This is a genomic window from Aeromicrobium sp., from assembly GCF_050700635.1.
Lineage (GTDB): Bacteria > Actinomycetota > Actinomycetes > Propionibacteriales > Nocardioidaceae > Aeromicrobium.
Genome location: NZ_JBOHDT010000178.1, coordinates 25204 through 40442, shown reverse-complemented (window position 1 = coordinate 40442; position 15239 = coordinate 25204). Strand labels below are relative to the sequence as shown.

The following is a 15239-nucleotide window of genomic DNA, read 5'->3' as shown; positions in this document are numbered from 1 at the left end:
GACCCCGAGCGCGCCGCGCCGATACTGGCCAGCGGCTCCGATCTGAGTCTGGAGCCGTGCCATCACCATGGCGCCGTCGGGCCGATGGCAGGCGTCGTGTCCCCTTCGATGTGGATGTGCGTCCTGGAGGATCAGGCGTCCGGCCGGCGTACGTACTGTTCGCTCAACGAGGGACTCGGCAAGGTGCTGCGCTACGGCGCGTACTCCCCCGAAGTCCTCGACCGGCTGCGGTGGATGTCGAGCACGCTCGGCCCGCTGCTCCAGACGGCGGTACGCGCGGCGGCGCCGGTCGACATCACCGCGATCCTCACCCAGATGCTGAACATGGGCGACGAGGCCCACAACCGCAACCGGGCCGGCACCCAGATGCTGCTCCGCGACCTCGGCCCGGCGATGGTGACCTCCGGCGCCGACGCAGCCGACGTGGCCGAAGCGGTGCGGTTCATCGGCGGCAACGACCACTTCTTCCTCAACCTCGCGATGCCCGCCTGCAAGCTCGCGCTGGACGCGGCCCGCGGGATCGACGGATCGACCATGGTGGTGGCGATGGCGCGCAACGGCACCGACTTCGGCATCCAGGTCGCGGGCACCGGCGACGAGTGGTTCACCGGCCCGGCGCAGCTCGCCGACGGCCTCTACCTCGGCGACTACGGGCCCGACGACGCCAACCCCGACATCGGCGACTCCGCGATCACCGAGACCGCCGGCATCGGCGGCTTCGCGATGGCGACGGCGCCGGCGATCGTGCGGCTGGTCGGCGGCACCGTGCCCGACGCGCTCGCCACGACCCGGCGGATGCACGAGATCACCCTCGGCGACAACCCCCGCTGGTCGGTGCCGGTGCTCGACTTCCGCGGCGTCCCGACCGGCATCGACGTGACCAAGGTGTGCCGGACCGGGATCCTGCCCCAGATCAACACCGGCATGGCCGGCCGGGTCGCCGGCGTCGGTCAGGTCGGCGCCGGGCTCGTGACGCCACCGGCCGAGATCTTCCCCGCCGCACTAGCGGCTCTCGCCGATACGGTTCCCTGACACCGCATCGCTATCCCCCACCATCTGACCCTCGAGTTCCGAGTTAGCGTCGGTGTGGACGCGATGACAGCGAGGTTAGGTCCTAACTCAAGCGGCGCCAGCGAGCATCGCCGGCAACAAAGAGGGCTTGCAGTGGCCGATGGTCAGCCCTCGCCGGCGATAAAGGCGCGGATCGAATCCGCGACCAGTTGCACCGCGATCGCGGACAGCAGCAACCCACTGATCCGGGTCACCAGGGTGACGCCGGACTCCTTGATCACCCGCAGGACCACGACCGAATAGCGCATGAAGAGCCACAGCGTGAGATGGACCCCGATCACCCCGAGCGCCACCGCCGCGAAGGTCGGCCAGTCGTCGACGCGCTCGACGAACACCATCGTGGCGACGATCGCGCCCGGTCCGGCGAGCAGTGGCGTGCCGAGCGGTACGAGGGCGACGTTGACGTCCTTGGTCTCGCTGGGTGTCTCCTCCTTGCCGGTCAGCAGTTCGAGCGCGACCAGGAGCAGCAACAGCCCGCCGGCGCATTGCAAGGCCGGTAGCGAGATGTGCAGGTACGTCAGCAGCTGCCGGCCGAATAGGGCGAACGACACGATCACCAAGAACGCGACGGCAACGGCCTGCCAGGCCTGGCGGTTGCGCTGCCGCGGCGTCTCCTTGCTGGTGAGGGCGAGGAAGAGCGGAATGGTGCCAGGTGGGTCCATGATCACGAAGAGCGTGACGAAGACCTCCGCCAGCAGGGTGCCGTTGACGACGCCGTTCATGGCACCGCGGCTTGCAGCCGTTCGAACTGCTCGAGATCGGTGGTCTCGCCACCCAGCGGGTGATCGAGCTTGCCGGTGCCGTGGTAGTCGCTGCCGCCGGTCGCGACCAGACCCAGCTCCGACCCGATCTCCGTCAGCTGCGCCCGCGCCGCCGCGTCATGGTCGAGATGGTCGACCTCGATGCCGGTCAGTCCGATCGCGGCGAGGTCCGCCAGGACGCCGGCCGTCAGCACTCGCCGGCTGCCGCGGCCCCATGGGTGGGCGACGACGCTGACGCCGCCCGCCTGTCGTACGAGGGTGAGCATCTCGGCCAGCTCGGTGGCGTAGTGCGAGACGTAGCCGGGCCGCCCCCATCCGAGGTAGCGGTCGAAGGCCTCCTCCCGATTGCGTACGACTCCCAGCTTGACAAGCGCGTCCGCGACGTGCGGCCGGCCGGGCGACGAGGCTTCAGTCGAGACGCCGTCGACGTCCGCCTGGGTGATGGCGATGCCCGCCTCGCGCAACCCGGCCAGCATCGCAGGCAGTCGATTGATCCGGCCGGCCCGAATCTTGTCGAGCTCCGCGGCGAGCGGCGGATAGTCCGGGTCGAGGTAATAGGCCAGCAGATGAACGCCCGCCCGGGCGTGTAGGCAGGAGATCTCCATGCCCGGAACCAGCTGGAGCTCCTGAGCCGCAGCCGCTCGGCGCGCTTCATCCCATCCGTCCGACGTGTCGTGGTCGGTCAACGCCAACACATCGAGCGACGCGTCTCGGGCATGGCGAATCAGCTCAGCAGGCGAATCCGTTCCGTCGGAACAGTTCGAGTGGGTGTGCAGGTCGATCAACACCGCGCCAGCGTATCGGTCGCAAACCCGGCATCTTGGGACACTCGTGTCCGACAACTCCTACAGGCGTCGCGACAGGCCGCTTAGCGGGATCACGTCGAGTTGGCCGAGCAGAGTCCGCAGGTCGACGAAGGTCAGCCCGTCGCGAATCATGGCGCCGGCCGTCGCCGGCCACCCGATGATCCACAGCCAACGGCCGGACGCCTCCCCGACCAGGACGTCACGGTCGTCGCGCTCCCCCACCCACCACAACGGCGCGACATGCTGGCCGGCCAGGATCCGGGTCGCGGCGGGGAAGCCGCTGATCTGGCGGCCCACGTCGAGCCCGACCGCGCCGGCGTAGAAGGTGCCGAGACCGACACCGGGCTCCTCGCAGACCAGAACCAGGTCGGCGTCCCCGGCGATCGGATCCGGACCGCTGCAGGCGAGCACGGTGGCCTGCTCGGGTCCGTCCCCGGCACGGCCGACGCCGGAGACCGACCAGTTCGCCGGCATCGGCCACGGCAGCCACGTCGGCAGCTGGGCGTCGGTGATGTGCTTCAGCAGCACATGCACCGACGGTTCTTCGTACGCCCCAAGCGGCGCCACGACTCCGTCGACGGAGCACCACCACCGGCCCTGCTCGTCGCACCGCACCGGCGTCCCACAACGGGGGCACCGCTTGGCCCGATCCATCCCCCGAAGGTGCCCTGCCGGATAGGCCGGGTCAAGTACCGGACGTCCCGAAACGCCGGTCGGCACCCTCGACCAGCAGCCCGCTGAGCCACGCCGCCAGATCGACCGGTCGCCAGGCGCCGGAGCCGGACAGCAGGATCCGTACGCCGGCCTCGGCCGTCGAGGCGATCACCTCCGCGAGCACGGGCGCGACCTTGCCGGGGTCCTCGACATCTCGCTCGGCGAGGTAGGCCGTGACGAGCTCGGTGAGCGCACCCAGGATCGACTGCCGCGCCTGGTGTACCCGGTCGGCGACCGCTGGTGGATGGCCGTGCTGCGCGTCGTAGACGACCCGCCACGAGTTCGGCGCCGACGTCGCGGCGGTGAACAGCGCAGCCATGCCGCCGGCGAGCATGCTGCCGAGGTCGCCGACGTCCATCCGTTCGGGCAACGCCGCCTGGACCGCGGTCAGCAGCCGCTGCTCCTCACGATCGAGCAGCGCGGCGTAGACACCCTCCTTGTTGGGATAGCACTCGTAGACGACCGGCTTGGTGACCCCGGCCGCGTCGGCGATGGCCGACATGGTGCTCGCGAAGTAGCCCTTCTCGACGAAGACCTCGAGCGCCGCGTCGAGCACCATGGGCCGGCGCTTCTCCGGACCCAGATGACTCGCGCGTCGACGCATCGTGCTTCCTTGCCGTCTCCCGCCGGCAGGGGATGCCTCGAGGCGGAGGCCTCGAGGCGCCTCCTTCCATCGAAGCCTGGCACACCTGATGCGAGGGCGCCACGCCCGTGTGGCTTGACGGTCTCGCCTTGTCGGACGCTCATCGATCGACCTCCGGTGTCCCTCGGGTTCGTCGCTCCTGCACCTCAGACGTCGTGGCGGACGGATCGGGTTGGGGTACGCGGCGAATCCAGTCGGCTCGGCTGTGGAACCCTGTGCGGCATGCAGCTCACCGAGACGTTCACCTGGCGTGGCCGGCGCGTGCGATGGGGCCGCCAAGGATCAGGTCCCGCGGTCGTCTTCTGTCACGGCACGCCGTGGTCGTCGCGGCTGTGGGCACCGTTCGCGACGGCGATGGCATCGGGGTTCACGACGTATCTGTGGGACATGCCCGGCTACGGCGAGTCGTCGAAGGCCGCGGACCACACCGTCTCGCTCGACGTCCAGGGCGAGCTGCTCGCGGATCTCCTCGCCCATTGGGAGCTCGACGCTCCGCACGTGGTCGCCCACGACTACGGCGGCGCCGTAGCGCTTCGAGCCCACCTGCTGCACGACGCGCCGTATGCCTCGCTCGCGCTGGTCGACGTCGTCGCGCTGGCGCCATGGGGATCGGACTTCTTCCGGCTCGTACGCGACAACACCGATGTGTTCATGTCGTTGCCGTCGGCGATCCACGAGGGTGCGCTGCGGGCGTACATCACAGGGGCCAGCCGGCGCGGACTCACTCGGGAGCAGTCCGACCTGCTCGCCGGGCCGTGGCTCGACGACGAAGGGCTGGCGGCGTTCTATCGCCAGATCGGCCAGGCCGACGAGGCATACACGGACGAGATCGAGCCGCGCTACGGGACTCTGGAGCTGCCCGTCCTCGTCGTCTGGGGTCGCGACGACACCTGGATTCCGGTCGATCGCGCCGACCGGCTGGCCGCAGCGATCCCCGGCGCGCGGCTCGAGATCATCGACGACGCCGGGCATCTGATCCAGCTCGACCAGCCGGTCCGGCTCGCCACCACCCTGCAGCGCTGGCTGGCGTCCCAGGCGTGACCTGCTCCGCGCCAGCGGGTTGAAGTCGAGACGAAGCCGATCTGAAGACCGGGGTCGGCGAGTCTCTCGACATCACCCCATCGACAGAACGAAGCGATCATGAGCAGCCAACGGAAGACCCTGGTGGTCGTCGTCACCAGGCCGGACGCGACCCGGCGCGGGCTCGGCGCGGGCGAGAAGGACTCGCTCGTCCCGCGAACCTGCACATGGGAACTGGCGACGCCGGGCGACACCGTCCGGGTCTGGGTCCAAGACACCATCGGGCTGGCGGTCATCCCCGGCGGCGGCCGCTCGCTGCGGATCGGCGCGCACGACGCGATCCGGTCGCTCGGGCCGACGGTCGGACCGCTGCACTCCTGCCAGGTGGCGATCGGCGTCACCGGCACCTCCCGCGTCGACGTCGTGGTCAACTCCAGCGCCGGCCAGAGCCTGGCCTGCTCGGTCGCCATGCGGACCGCGCGACTCGTGGAGCCGAATCTCCGCTGAGGTCCGGCACTTTGCATGGCGTGTCGTCACTTCGCATGGCGTCGACGCCGTGCAGAGTGCGCGTGTACCACGACATCGTGGTAAACCAACGGGGGTGACGGAGCGGATCCCATGCGTGGGCGCGCTCGTCCGCGACGACGGCGGACGGCTGCTGCTGGTCCTCCGGTCGCGGCCCCCGGCGGCCGGCACCTGGTCGCTGCCCGGCGGCCGGATCGAGCCCGGCGAGTCCGCCGAGGCGGCGTGTGTACGCGAAGTGGCCGAGGAGACCGGGCTCGTCGTCGACGTCGTACGCCACGTCGGCCAGGTCGAGCGGCCAGCGCCGGGCGGCGGCACGTACGTCATCGACGACTACGTCTGCCGGACGGTCGGCGGCGCCCTCCGCGCTGGTGACGACGCCGGCGACGCGCGATTCGTCCCCGATGCGGAGCTGGATCGACTGCCGCTCACCCCACTCTTGCGGGAGACCCTGCGGGACTGGGGCGAGCTCGGTTGACTCAGGCGTTCCAGCGCAGGATGACCGGCGTCTCGCGTTCGTAGCCGAGGGTCGACACGGTCGCGGTGTCGAGCCGATAGAGCCGGCCTTCGGCGACCGGTTGGCCGAGCCAGCGGGCGGTCAGGGCGCGCAGGCAGTGGCCGTGCCCGAACACCAGCGTCGCGCCGCCCCCGTCCCGCGCCCGCGCGATGACGCGGTCGACCCGATGTGCGACGTCGTCGGCGGTCTCACCGTCCGGGACGCCGTCGGACCATACGGTCCAGTCGGGCACGCGCTCACGGATCTGGACCGTCGTCAGCCCTTCGTAGGCACCGTAGTTCCACTCGACGAGGTCCGGCGTCACCTCGGCCTCGGCGAAGCCGGCCAGCTCGGCGGTGGTGCGGGCCCGGGCCAGCGGGCTCGTCAACACGAGGCCGAACCGCTGTCCGTCCAGCCGGTCGGCAAGCTTCCGGGCGGCCTCCACACCCTCCGGGAGCAGCGGCAGGTCGGTCGTGCCGGTGTGGCGGCCGGAGCGACTCCACTCGGTCTGCCCGTGTCGGGCCAGCCACAGCGTCGTGTCGGAGGTCATCAGCTCTGCTCGCTCCGGACCCAGGCCGCGACACCGGCCGCGGCCGCCGCCATCGCGAGCATCAGCAGCCAGCTTCCGCCGGGCTGGTAGCCCTCTCGCCCGAAGCCGCCGTCGCCGTCGTCTTGGTTGATCCCGATGACGAGGACGAGGAACGCCACACCGAAGAGCAGGCTCACGACCTGGACGAAGCGCGGGCTGGCCGGCGAGTCGGAGTCGACCATGACGGCCAAACCCACGATCAGCAGGAGATGCAGGGCCACCGCCACGACGATCAGCAGAGTCATGAACGTCAGATCGCTGTCTTGGGCTTCGCCCCAGAGGCCGGCCACCGTGACCGGCTCGCCGTCGGCGGGATACTGGGCGAGTCCGTTCACGACGCCGGTGGCTCCGGCCGGGTTGAAGATCGGCCAGAACAGCATCAGGACGGCCACCGTGAGGACCGGCCACACGGCGGTGCGCACCCGCACTCGCTCGAGATCCGCCGACAGCCGGCCCAGCTCGTCGCGCAGGCGACGCAGCGACTCGGTCTCCTCGACGGGCATCGTCACTCGTTCTCCGCCGGCTCGGGTCGGCCCGGCTGCTCGCCACCACGCGCGTCGAGGTAGCTCTGCTTGGGCACCATCACCTTCCGCCGGAAGACGCAGACCAAGGTGCCGTCCTGGTTGTGGCCCTTGGTCTCGACGTGGACGATGCCCCGGTCGTCCTTGGACGTGCTCTCCCGCTTGTCGAGCACGGTGGTCTCGCCGTAGATCGTATCGCCGTGGAAGGTCGGCGCGACGTGTCGCAGCGACTCCACTTCGAGGTTCGCGATCGCCTTGCCCGACACGTCGGGGACGCTCATGCCGAGCAGCAGCGAGTAGACGTAGTTGCCGACGACGACGTTGCGGCCGAACTGGGTCGTCTCCGCGGCGTAGTGCGCGTCCAGGTGAAGCGGGTGATGGTTCATCGTGAGAAGGCAGAACAAGTGGTCGTCGTACTCGGTGACGGTCTTGCCCGGCCAGTGCTTGTAGATCGCACCGACCTCGAACTCTTCGTACGTGCGCCCGAACTGCATGAGCGGCACCCTACTCACTCCCAGGTCGTCGGCACGCCGTGCGGAGCGGCCACGCCGAGGATGCGCCGCTCGCCCGGCCAGCACTGGAGCCCGACGAGGAACTCGTGCTCCGCGTCGGGAGTACGCCGTTGCGGCTCCAGCGTGAGTCGGGCCAGGACCGATCGCTTGGTGGCGGCGGATCCCAGGGCGTCGAGTCGCTCGTCGATGGCGTGCCGCTCGGCTCGCGGCAGGTACTGCCACATCACCGAGTGCCACAGCACGGTGACACAGGCGGGCGCCAGTGCGAGCCGGCGCACCGTCGACAAGGCGTCCTCGCGGCGCACCGTGACGGGAACTCGGTCCGAGATCTCGAGCGCACCCCGAAGCCGGGCGAGCCGCGTCGTCTGATCCGGCCAGACGTAGGACAGCAGTCGCAGCCGGCCGTCTCGCCGGCCGGGGTCGATCGGTGCCAGGTCGCTCCCCGCCCGGTCGACGATGTCGAGCTTGGCGTCGGTCGGCGGCGGCGACCCGTGCCAAGCGTCCTCGAGAACGACCGGACTGTCCTCTGGTCCCCAGTCGGCGCCGCCGGTCACGTAGCGGTAGTGGTCGGCTCGCAGATTCAGCCCCGCGCTGGCGCCGATCTCGTGCAGCCAGATGGGCAGTCGGTACTCGCGAGCGATGTGCAGCAATCCACCGAGCAGGGCGGCCGAACGGCCGACCTCGTTGGTCTGCGGCGCCTGGTCGAGCAAGGGGAGGAGGCGGTCGCGGTCGCGCGCCAGGAGATCGCGGAGAGCGAGCCAGGCCGCATCGGCGTCGGCGTCGCCACCGACGCTCGGGTAGCACGCCGCGAGGTCCGGCGCCTCGCCCTCCAGGACGAGTCGATGCACGGCGCCCATCAGACGCAGCGCCAGGGCGGACGGGCCGGAGTCGTGCTCGTAGCCGACGAGCACCTCGTGCGTCGGGCCGCCGGATTCGAGGTCGTCGGCGAGCCGGTCGATCAGCGCGGCGTAGAGCGGCGATCCGAGCGTGTCGCAGGCGGCGGCCTGCGTACGGAAGTGGTCAACCCGGGGGTCGCCCATCTCAGCTGCTGCGCCAGGCGAGCTTGGTCAGCAGGTTCTGCGCCTGCTCGGCGTGCTGGTGGTGGCAGAGCACGTCGTACGTCGTCGCGACGACGCTGCTCGTCGAGGTGAAGTCCCGCTTCCCGCCGGTCAACGCGTAGCCGATGATGCCCATGATCGCGCCGAAGACGGCGCCCGCGATGACGGCGAGGATGACGAGGAGGAACCAGTTGCTCTCCTCGGCGGTGAAGAGCGTCAGGATGACCCCGGCGAAAAGTCCCCACCAGGCGCCACCGACGGCACCCGTCGCGGCGGCGCGGTTGCGGTCGAGCCGGCCCGTGACGCGCTCGACCATCCGCAACCCGTTGCCGACGATCGTGACGTGCTGGACCGGAAAGCCTTCGTCGGACAGGAAGTCGACTGCCCGCTGCGCCTTTTCGTAGGTGTCGTAGCTTCCCACCGTCGTCCCCGACGGCGGGACAGGAAGCTTCATCGGCATGGCGGACTCCCTTCGGACTCACTGCTTCCATCGTCCCACTCTGGAATGAAATGCGCCTGAGGCTCGCGCGTGGCCGCCCGATAGGCTCGCGTGGATACCGACGCGACTCGGGGAGACACCTTTGAGCACCCAACCTCCCGGCAATCAACCTTCCTCTGGACAGCAGTCGTCCTACGGCCAGCCGCCGCCCGGACGGTCGCCGTACGGCCCGCGACTGGAGAAGCGCAAATCCAACTCCACGCTGATCGTGGTCGTCGTGATCGTCGTGCTGGCTCTCGCCGGCATCGTCGGCGCGGCTCTGCTGCTCACGGGAGACGACGACAGTGCGAGCAGCAGCAGTGAAACCCTTGAGGGCGACGGCTACAGCTACGCGATCCCGGAGGGTTGGGAGGAAGCCACCAGCGCGGCGGGTGGCACCGAAGGCATCGACTCCGTCGTACGCGCCGACGACGACGTAGAAGGCTTCCGCAGCAACATCCTCGTCGAGGTACAGCCCGCGTCCGGGACGACCGACCCAGAGTCGATCAGGGACACGTGGGAGGCCAACATCGGGACTGCGGTCGGGGCGACGCCCGAACCGATCGACGACACGACGATCGACGGCCAGACGGCCCTCGGGGTCCGGGTCGAGACGACGCAGCAGGGCATCGACGTGATCCAGGTCGCCTATCTCACGATCAACGACGGCAAGGTCTACTCGATCGCGATGAGCTCCCATGCCGACTCCGAAGCGGAGGCGACCGGGGAGTTGGACCAACTCCTCGACAGCTGGTCGTGGGCGTAGGAAACCGTGACGGCGGGAACGGTCGTCGTACCGGCCGCCGACCCGGCAGCAGGGAAGTGAGGACTTCGTGAGCAGCCAGCCCCCTTCGTACGGGCAGCCCCCGCAGCAGCCGCCGTACGGCCAGCCGCCATATGGCCAGCAACCGCCCGGGCAGCCGCCGTACGGCCAGCCGCCGTATGGCCAGCAACCGCCCGGGCAGCCACCGTCCGGGCCCCCTCCCGGCGGACCTCCGCCCGGCCAGCAACCGCCGTACGGGTCTCCCGGTGGCCAGCCGCCCTACGGGCCGCCGCCGCAGAAGCGCAAGTCCAGCACCGCGCTGATCGCCATGATCCTGATCGTCGCGCTCGTGCTCGCCGGCGGCGCGGTCGGCGGCATCCTGCTGCTCGGCGGCGATGACGACGGCGGCGGGAGCTCGGGGGACACGATCACCGGCGACGGCTACTCCTACGCCCTGCCGGAGGACTGGCACGACGTGACCGAGCAGGCCCTCTCGGGCAACCCGCCGGGCGCGATCGACACCGTGACCGCATGGGGCGAGCAGTTCAACGGCGCCCCGGCGAACGTCATCGTCGAGATCGGACCGGCGGTCGGCGTCAGCGACCCCGAGGAGCTGCGCTCCACGTGGGAGTCCAACATGGCAGCCGCCACGCAAGCCACGCCGGAGCAGATCGACGGGACGGAGATCGGCGGCGAGACCGCCATCGGCACGGAGATCCGCCGGTCCAACCAAAACGGCATCGACATCGTCCAGATCGCCTACCTGACCATCCACGAGGGCAACGCCTACTCCGTCGCGCTCAGCACCAACGCGGACAGCGAGGTCGAAGCCCGCGGCACGTTCGACGAGCTGCTGAGCAGCTGGAGCTGGACCGGCAGTTCCTGAGCCGCTAGCCGTCAGCCGGACCCGCCCTCGATGAGGTCGACGAGCTCGGCACGCGACAGATCCGTGCTGTCCATCGCGCCGACCTCGTCGAGCAGCGCCAGCGACTCCTGCCAGCTGGCCCGCGCGTCGACGGGCCGGACGGTGTCGCGCTGGACCGTACTTCGGCGACACCGTGAAGTGGGTCTGGCGAACGGCGAACGGCCAGACCTACCGGCCTGTCGGCCAGCCATCAGCACGTGGCGGGTGCGTCGAACTCACGTCGGGTTCGGTGCACCCGCTACATCAGGTCAGCGCAGCTTGTACTCCTCGAGCAACCGGCGGCCGATGATCATGCGCTGGATGTCGGCCGTGCCCTCGCCGATGAGCAGCATCGGCGCCTCGCGGTAGAGGCGCTCGATCTCGTACTCCTTGCTGTAGCCGTAGCCGCCGTGGATGCGGAACGAGTCCTCCACGACGTCGCGGCAGAACTCCGAGGCGAGGTACTTGGCCATGCCGGCCTCGAGGTCGTTGCGCTCGCCGGCGTCCTTCTTGCGAGCCGCGTTGACGACCATTGCGTGCGCGGCCTCGATCTTGGTGGCCATCTCGGCGAGCCGGAACAGTACGGCCTGGTGCTCGGCGATCTTCTTGCCGAACGTCTCGCGCTGCTGGGAGTAGGCGATGCCGAGCTCGAACGCCCGGGTGGCCAATCCCACCGCACGAGCGGCGACGTTGACGCGGCCGACCTCGACGCCGTCCATCATCTGGTAGAAGCCCTTGCCGGGCACGCCGCCGAGGATCTGGTCGGCCGAGACCTGGTGGCCCTCGAAGACCATCTCGGTGGAGTCGACGCCCTTGTAGCCCATCTTCTCGAGCTTGCCGGGCACGGTGAGGCCCGGTGCCGTCTCGCCGAAGCCCGGCTCCTTCTCGACCAGGAACGTGGTCATGTTCCGGTAGACCGAGTCCTCACCCTCATCCGTCTTGACGAGCACCGCTACGAGGTTCGACGAGCCACCGTTGGTGATCCACATCTTCTGGCCGTCGATCGTGTAGTCGCCGTCGTCGCCTTTGACCGCCTTGGTGGAGATGGCCGACACGTCCGAGCCGAGCGCGGGCTCGGACATCGAGAAGGCACCACGCACCTCGCCGGTGGCCATCCTCGGGAGGTACTTCTTCTTCTGCTCCTCGGTACCGTGCTGCATGAGCATGTAGGCGACGATGAAGTGCGTGTTGATGACGCCGGAGACGCTCATCCAGCCGCGGGCGATCTCCTCGACGACCAGCGCATACGTCAGCAGCGACTCGCCCAGCCCGTCGTACTCCTCGGGGATCATCAGCCCGAAGATCCCGAGTTCCTTGAGGCCCTCGACGATCTCGGTGGGGTACTCGTCCTTGTGCTCCAGCTCGGTGGCGACTGGCAGGATCTCCTTCTCGACGAACTGGCGGACGAGCTTGAGGATCTCTTGCTGCTCCTCGGTCAGACCGTCAGTGGTGGCGAGGCGACCCATGGGAACTCCTGATGAAGGGGGGAAAGCGGGATCTTGACCCGGTGATCCTATCCGTCAATCCGCTTGTACCGGCGAGGGAGGTGGACGCTGAGACGTCACCACCGCGAGGCCCGCGAGGATCATCGCGAGCCCCAGGTAGACGCCCCACGCCGGCGACTGTCCGAGGAAGACACCGGCGAGCAGTGCCGCGCAGGGCACCTCGAGCAGCAGCAGGAGCGAGATGACGATCGGGCTCATGACCGCGAGCAGATGGTTGAGCAGGGAGTGGCCGAGCAGCTGGGCTGACACGGTGACCGCCGCGATGAGCAGCCAGGTGCGGGTCGAGAACCCGGTGAGATCGGTGCCGGTGGCGACGCACAGCACCCCGAGGATCAGTGCGCAGATGCCGTAGCAGGCGACGGTGTAGCCGGTGGTCGACAGCCGAGTTCGCACCGACTGGCCGGCCACGAGGTAGACGGCGGCGAAGAAGCCGCCGGCCACAGCCAGCGCGTCGCCGGCGAGGGCCCGGCTCGACAGCGCGAAGTCGACACCCGTCACCACCAGCACCCCGGCGACGGCGAGACCGAGGCCGAGCACGACCAAGGGCGCGAGACGGACGCCGCGCATCCGGTCGTACAGCACGACCCACACGATCTGCGCCGCCACGAGGGCCGTCGCCGCTGCCACCGACGTCAGCTTGAGCGCCGACACCCAGGTGGCAAAGTGCGCGGCCAACGCCGTCCCAGCCAGCGCGGTGGCCATCCAGTGTCGTCGGCCGAGGCGCGAGAGCTCCGCGCGCGAACGCGCCACGGCGACCGGAGCGATCAGCACGGTGGCCGCCGCGTTGCGCCAGAAGGCGATCGCGAAGGCCGGAGCAGCGATGCCGGCCATCAGCGGCCCGGACGCCGAGACACCCAGGACCGCGACGATCGCGAGGAACGGAGTCACCCGGACAGTCTGTCGGTGCTAGTTCACGTTCACGCGGGCGCGGCCTCGTCACCACGACGGCGACGAAGTGCAGCCAGCAGACCGACGGCCAGCACGGCAAGAACGAGCGCACCGCCGACGATCCACGGCCAGCCCAGGCCGCCGGCGTCGTCGACCGCCTGGTCGTTGGCGGACTCCTTGGGATCGGAGACGTACTCCGGCTCGCCCGAGGCCTCACCGGTGACGCTCACGTCGAGGGTCACCGGGATCTCGCCGATGTCGGCCACCTCGGCCGCCGATGTCTCCAGGGCCGTCACCGAGCAGTAGAAGTCGCCGTCGAGTGACGTCGCCAGCGGCGATCCCTGGTTCGAGTCCCGGTTGAGGTACGCGACCCGCGGAGTGGCGTCATGGACAGCCGCGTCCTCGCCGCCGTTGTACTGAGCCGTGTTCCTGGTGGCGGTTGCGTCGACGATGGGCGACTTCAACGGACCGAAGATGCGGCTGCGCACCGGCAGGGCGAAACCCAGGTCGTCCAGGACGCCCTGAGCCTGGGCGCTCGACCCGAGCGTGAAGTCGCAGACCGTCTGCTGTCCCCACGCGACGTCGGGGACGCGATAGAACAGGGTCTCTCCGGCGAGGATCGAGTCGCTGTACCGACCTGGCTCCGTGGGGGGCGCGCTCGAGAAGTTTGGTCCGCCGACGACCGACACGGGCTTCCCGGACGGCGCCTGTCCCTCGGCATCGTCGGAGAACCCCGATCCCTCCGTGAAGCCTGGCGGCAGCCCATTCGTGGACGTCACGGCGGGCTCGCTGCGCACGAGGACCTCGAGAGGCTGGACGTCCTGGACGTCGGGCGCCGTCACCTTGGCGACGTACGGACCGTCGCCGCAGGACTTGCGGATGCCAGGTGTGGCGGAGTACCCCACCACGAGCGGCGATCCGGCGTTGATGGCTCCCTGCACGAAACCATTCGCGCCGGGGCCGCACTCGGTGCCGTCGGTGGAGAAGACTCCCACCTCCAGGCGTTCCGCCGTCGCCCCGCTTCCGATTGACGGCGGGGTCGACGCGCTCACGTGCAGGGTTCCCTTGCCCGGATCCGGCAGTGCGTAGTACTCCTCGCCGGAGTCGCCGACGGTGTCGAGCCACTGCCCGTCGTCGATGTCGGTGCCGTTCGACGCCTCAGTGCCACCCTCGATCGGCAAACCGGCCGGCTCGTAGCCACGGGCTGCCCGGACCGCCGTACGGGTCAGGGCACTGGGCAGCTGGGAGATGTCCTTGACGTCGTAGTAGGTGCCGCCGCCGGCCGACGCGATGCAGGTCATCTGGCTGCGTGACTTGCCCTTGAGCTGCAGACCAACCACGTCGACGTAGAACTCCGCGCCCTTGTCCTTGAGCTCTCGAGCGACCTTGCAGGGGTCTCCGCCGCAGTTCTCCTCGCCGTCGGAGACCAGCACGATGCTGCGCGGACCATCTGACGGGAGGTCCTCGTAGGCCTTCTCCAAGCTATGGGCGATCGGGGTGTTGCCGAGCGGCTTGAGCTGCTTGACGCCGGCCTTCAGTGCGGCGGGGTCGACGTCGTCGACGGGTGACAGCAGCTCGGTGTCCTTGCAGGAGCCCGCACCGTCCTCGATCGTCGAGCCGTAGACCCGCAGTCCCACCTTGGATTGCTGGGGAAGATCGTCGATGACCCCGTTCAGGCCGTCTTTGGCCTCCTCCATCCGGGTGTCGCCGCCGCCGGCCGGCTCCTTCATGGAGCCCGAACCGTCGAGCACGAGGATCAACGACCCGCCGTCCTGACCCAGCACCGACTCGTCGTCCGCCGAGGCGGCAGAGCTGCCGCTGACGAAGAGGCCGAGCATGACGGCGCACGTGACGGCGCGCCAGATCCAAGACGTGTTCTCTCCCCCGAGCATGCGCTCAACAGTAGCCACAGGATTTTCCTCAGTTGGTTGCGCCCGTGTAACGTCTGCCGGGTTCGCTGGCGTCAGAGTGCCGATCGACTGACGCCA

At 69.5% G+C, this 15239-nt stretch carries 19 protein-coding genes; 6 read left to right on the top strand and 13 right to left on the bottom strand.

Going from position 1 to position 15239, the window contains the following annotated elements; all coding sequences use genetic code 11:
• Window positions 1–1032: DUF1116 domain-containing protein (locus tag ACRDPN_RS14255; protein WP_431449222.1), on the top strand; the 1032-nt coding region annotated here is incomplete at its 5' end.
• A gap of 143 nt (window positions 1033–1175) precedes the next feature.
• On the opposite strand, the gene ACRDPN_RS14250 is transcribed toward ACRDPN_RS14255, so the two are convergent.
• Genes ACRDPN_RS14250 through ACRDPN_RS14235 form a run of 4 tightly spaced genes read right to left on the bottom strand, consistent with a single transcriptional unit; the run spans window position 1176 to window position 3956 of the window.
• A complete protein-coding gene (locus ACRDPN_RS14250) occupies window positions 1176–1793 on the bottom strand; it encodes a MarC family protein (RefSeq protein WP_431449220.1) in 618 nt (205 codons plus the stop codon).
• Window positions 1790–2620: a PHP domain-containing protein gene (locus tag ACRDPN_RS14245; RefSeq protein ID WP_431449218.1), complete on the bottom strand. Its 831-nt coding sequence runs from the start codon at window positions 2618–2620 to the stop codon at window positions 1790–1792. Before ACRDPN_RS14245 ends, ACRDPN_RS14250 begins: the two co-directional genes overlap by 4 nt.
• A 57-nt stretch (window positions 2621–2677) precedes the next feature.
• Window positions 2678–3292, bottom strand: coding sequence for a DUF6758 family protein (locus tag ACRDPN_RS14240; protein WP_431449216.1), 615 nt, complete (start codon window positions 3290–3292; stop codon window positions 2678–2680).
• Window positions 3293–3323: 31 nt separating this feature from the next.
• Window positions 3324–3956, bottom strand: coding sequence for a TetR/AcrR family transcriptional regulator (locus tag ACRDPN_RS14235; protein ID WP_431449214.1), 633 nt, complete (start codon window positions 3954–3956; stop codon window positions 3324–3326).
• Between the two features lie 261 nt (window positions 3957–4217).
• Here ACRDPN_RS14235 and ACRDPN_RS14230 point away from each other — a divergent pair, with 261 nt between their 5' ends.
• The 3 genes from ACRDPN_RS14230 (at window position 4218) to ACRDPN_RS14220 (ending at window position 6015) form a co-directional block, all read left to right on the top strand.
• Window positions 4218–5036 carry an alpha/beta fold hydrolase gene (locus ACRDPN_RS14230; protein WP_431449212.1) on the top strand — a complete coding sequence of 273 codons (819 nt, stop codon included), beginning with the start codon at window positions 4218–4220 and terminating at the stop codon, window positions 5034–5036.
• Window positions 5037–5135: 99 nt separating this feature from the next.
• Window positions 5136–5522, top strand: coding sequence for a hypothetical protein (locus tag ACRDPN_RS14225; protein WP_431449210.1), 387 nt, complete (start codon window positions 5136–5138; stop codon window positions 5520–5522).
• A gap of 115 nt (window positions 5523–5637) precedes the next feature.
• The gene (locus ACRDPN_RS14220) at window positions 5638–6015 is read left to right on the top strand and encodes an NUDIX hydrolase (protein ID WP_431449208.1); all 378 of its coding nucleotides are present in this window, start codon (window positions 5638–5640) and stop codon (window positions 6013–6015) included.
• Between the two features lies 1 nt (window position 6016).
• Here ACRDPN_RS14220 and ACRDPN_RS14215 read toward each other — a convergent pair whose 3' ends face one another.
• Genes ACRDPN_RS14215 through ACRDPN_RS14195 form a run of 5 tightly spaced genes read right to left on the bottom strand, consistent with a single transcriptional unit; the run spans window position 6017 to window position 9173 of the window.
• Window positions 6017–6583: a histidine phosphatase family protein gene (locus ACRDPN_RS14215; protein WP_431449206.1), complete on the bottom strand. Its 567-nt coding sequence runs from the start codon at window positions 6581–6583 to the stop codon at window positions 6017–6019.
• Window positions 6583–7125, bottom strand: a complete 543-nt coding sequence (locus ACRDPN_RS14210; protein WP_431449204.1) for a hypothetical protein — start codon at window positions 7123–7125, stop codon at window positions 6583–6585. Before ACRDPN_RS14210 ends, ACRDPN_RS14215 begins: the two co-directional genes overlap by 1 nt.
• 2 nt (window positions 7126–7127) lie before the next feature.
• The gene (locus ACRDPN_RS14205; protein WP_431449202.1) at window positions 7128–7637 is read right to left on the bottom strand and encodes a MaoC family dehydratase; all 510 of its coding nucleotides are present in this window, start codon (window positions 7635–7637) and stop codon (window positions 7128–7130) included.
• A gap of 14 nt (window positions 7638–7651) precedes the next feature.
• Window positions 7652–8695, bottom strand: a complete 1044-nt coding sequence (locus tag ACRDPN_RS14200; protein WP_431449200.1) for a DUF2332 domain-containing protein — start codon at window positions 8693–8695, stop codon at window positions 7652–7654.
• Window position 8696: 1 nt separating this feature from the next.
• On the bottom strand, window positions 8697–9173 hold the full coding sequence (locus ACRDPN_RS14195; protein WP_431449199.1) for a general stress protein: 477 nt from the start codon (window positions 9171–9173) through the stop codon (window positions 8697–8699).
• A 121-nt stretch (window positions 9174–9294) separates the two neighbouring features.
• On the opposite strand from ACRDPN_RS14195, the gene ACRDPN_RS14190 reads away from it, so the two are divergent.
• Window positions 9295–9957: a PsbP-related protein gene (locus ACRDPN_RS14190; protein ID WP_431449197.1), complete on the top strand. Its 663-nt coding sequence runs from the start codon at window positions 9295–9297 to the stop codon at window positions 9955–9957.
• 67 nt (window positions 9958–10024) lie between these two features.
• The gene (locus ACRDPN_RS14185; RefSeq protein ID WP_431449195.1) at window positions 10025–10840 is read left to right on the top strand and encodes a hypothetical protein; all 816 of its coding nucleotides are present in this window, start codon (window positions 10025–10027) and stop codon (window positions 10838–10840) included.
• 11 nt (window positions 10841–10851) lie between these two features.
• Here the strand turns inward: ACRDPN_RS14185 and ACRDPN_RS14180 are convergent, their stop codons facing one another.
• From ACRDPN_RS14180 to ACRDPN_RS14165, 4 genes are read right to left on the bottom strand one after another with little or no spacing between them, the layout of a single operon-like run.
• Entirely contained in the window at window positions 10852–11070 is a 219-nt protein-coding gene (locus ACRDPN_RS14180; RefSeq protein ID WP_431449193.1) for a hypothetical protein, read from the bottom strand.
• Between the two features lie 57 nt (window positions 11071–11127).
• Window positions 11128–12324 carry an acyl-CoA dehydrogenase family protein gene (locus ACRDPN_RS14175; RefSeq protein ID WP_431449191.1) on the bottom strand — a complete coding sequence of 399 codons (1197 nt, stop codon included), beginning with the start codon at window positions 12322–12324 and terminating at the stop codon, window positions 11128–11130.
• A 54-nt stretch (window positions 12325–12378) separates the two neighbouring features.
• On the bottom strand, window positions 12379–13251 hold the full coding sequence (locus ACRDPN_RS14170; RefSeq protein ID WP_431449189.1) for a DMT family transporter: 873 nt from the start codon (window positions 13249–13251) through the stop codon (window positions 12379–12381).
• A 29-nt stretch (window positions 13252–13280) separates the two neighbouring features.
• Window positions 13281–15161, bottom strand: a complete 1881-nt coding sequence (locus ACRDPN_RS14165; RefSeq protein ID WP_431449187.1) for a vWA domain-containing protein — start codon at window positions 15159–15161, stop codon at window positions 13281–13283.
• Window positions 15162–15239: the final 78 nt, after the last annotated feature.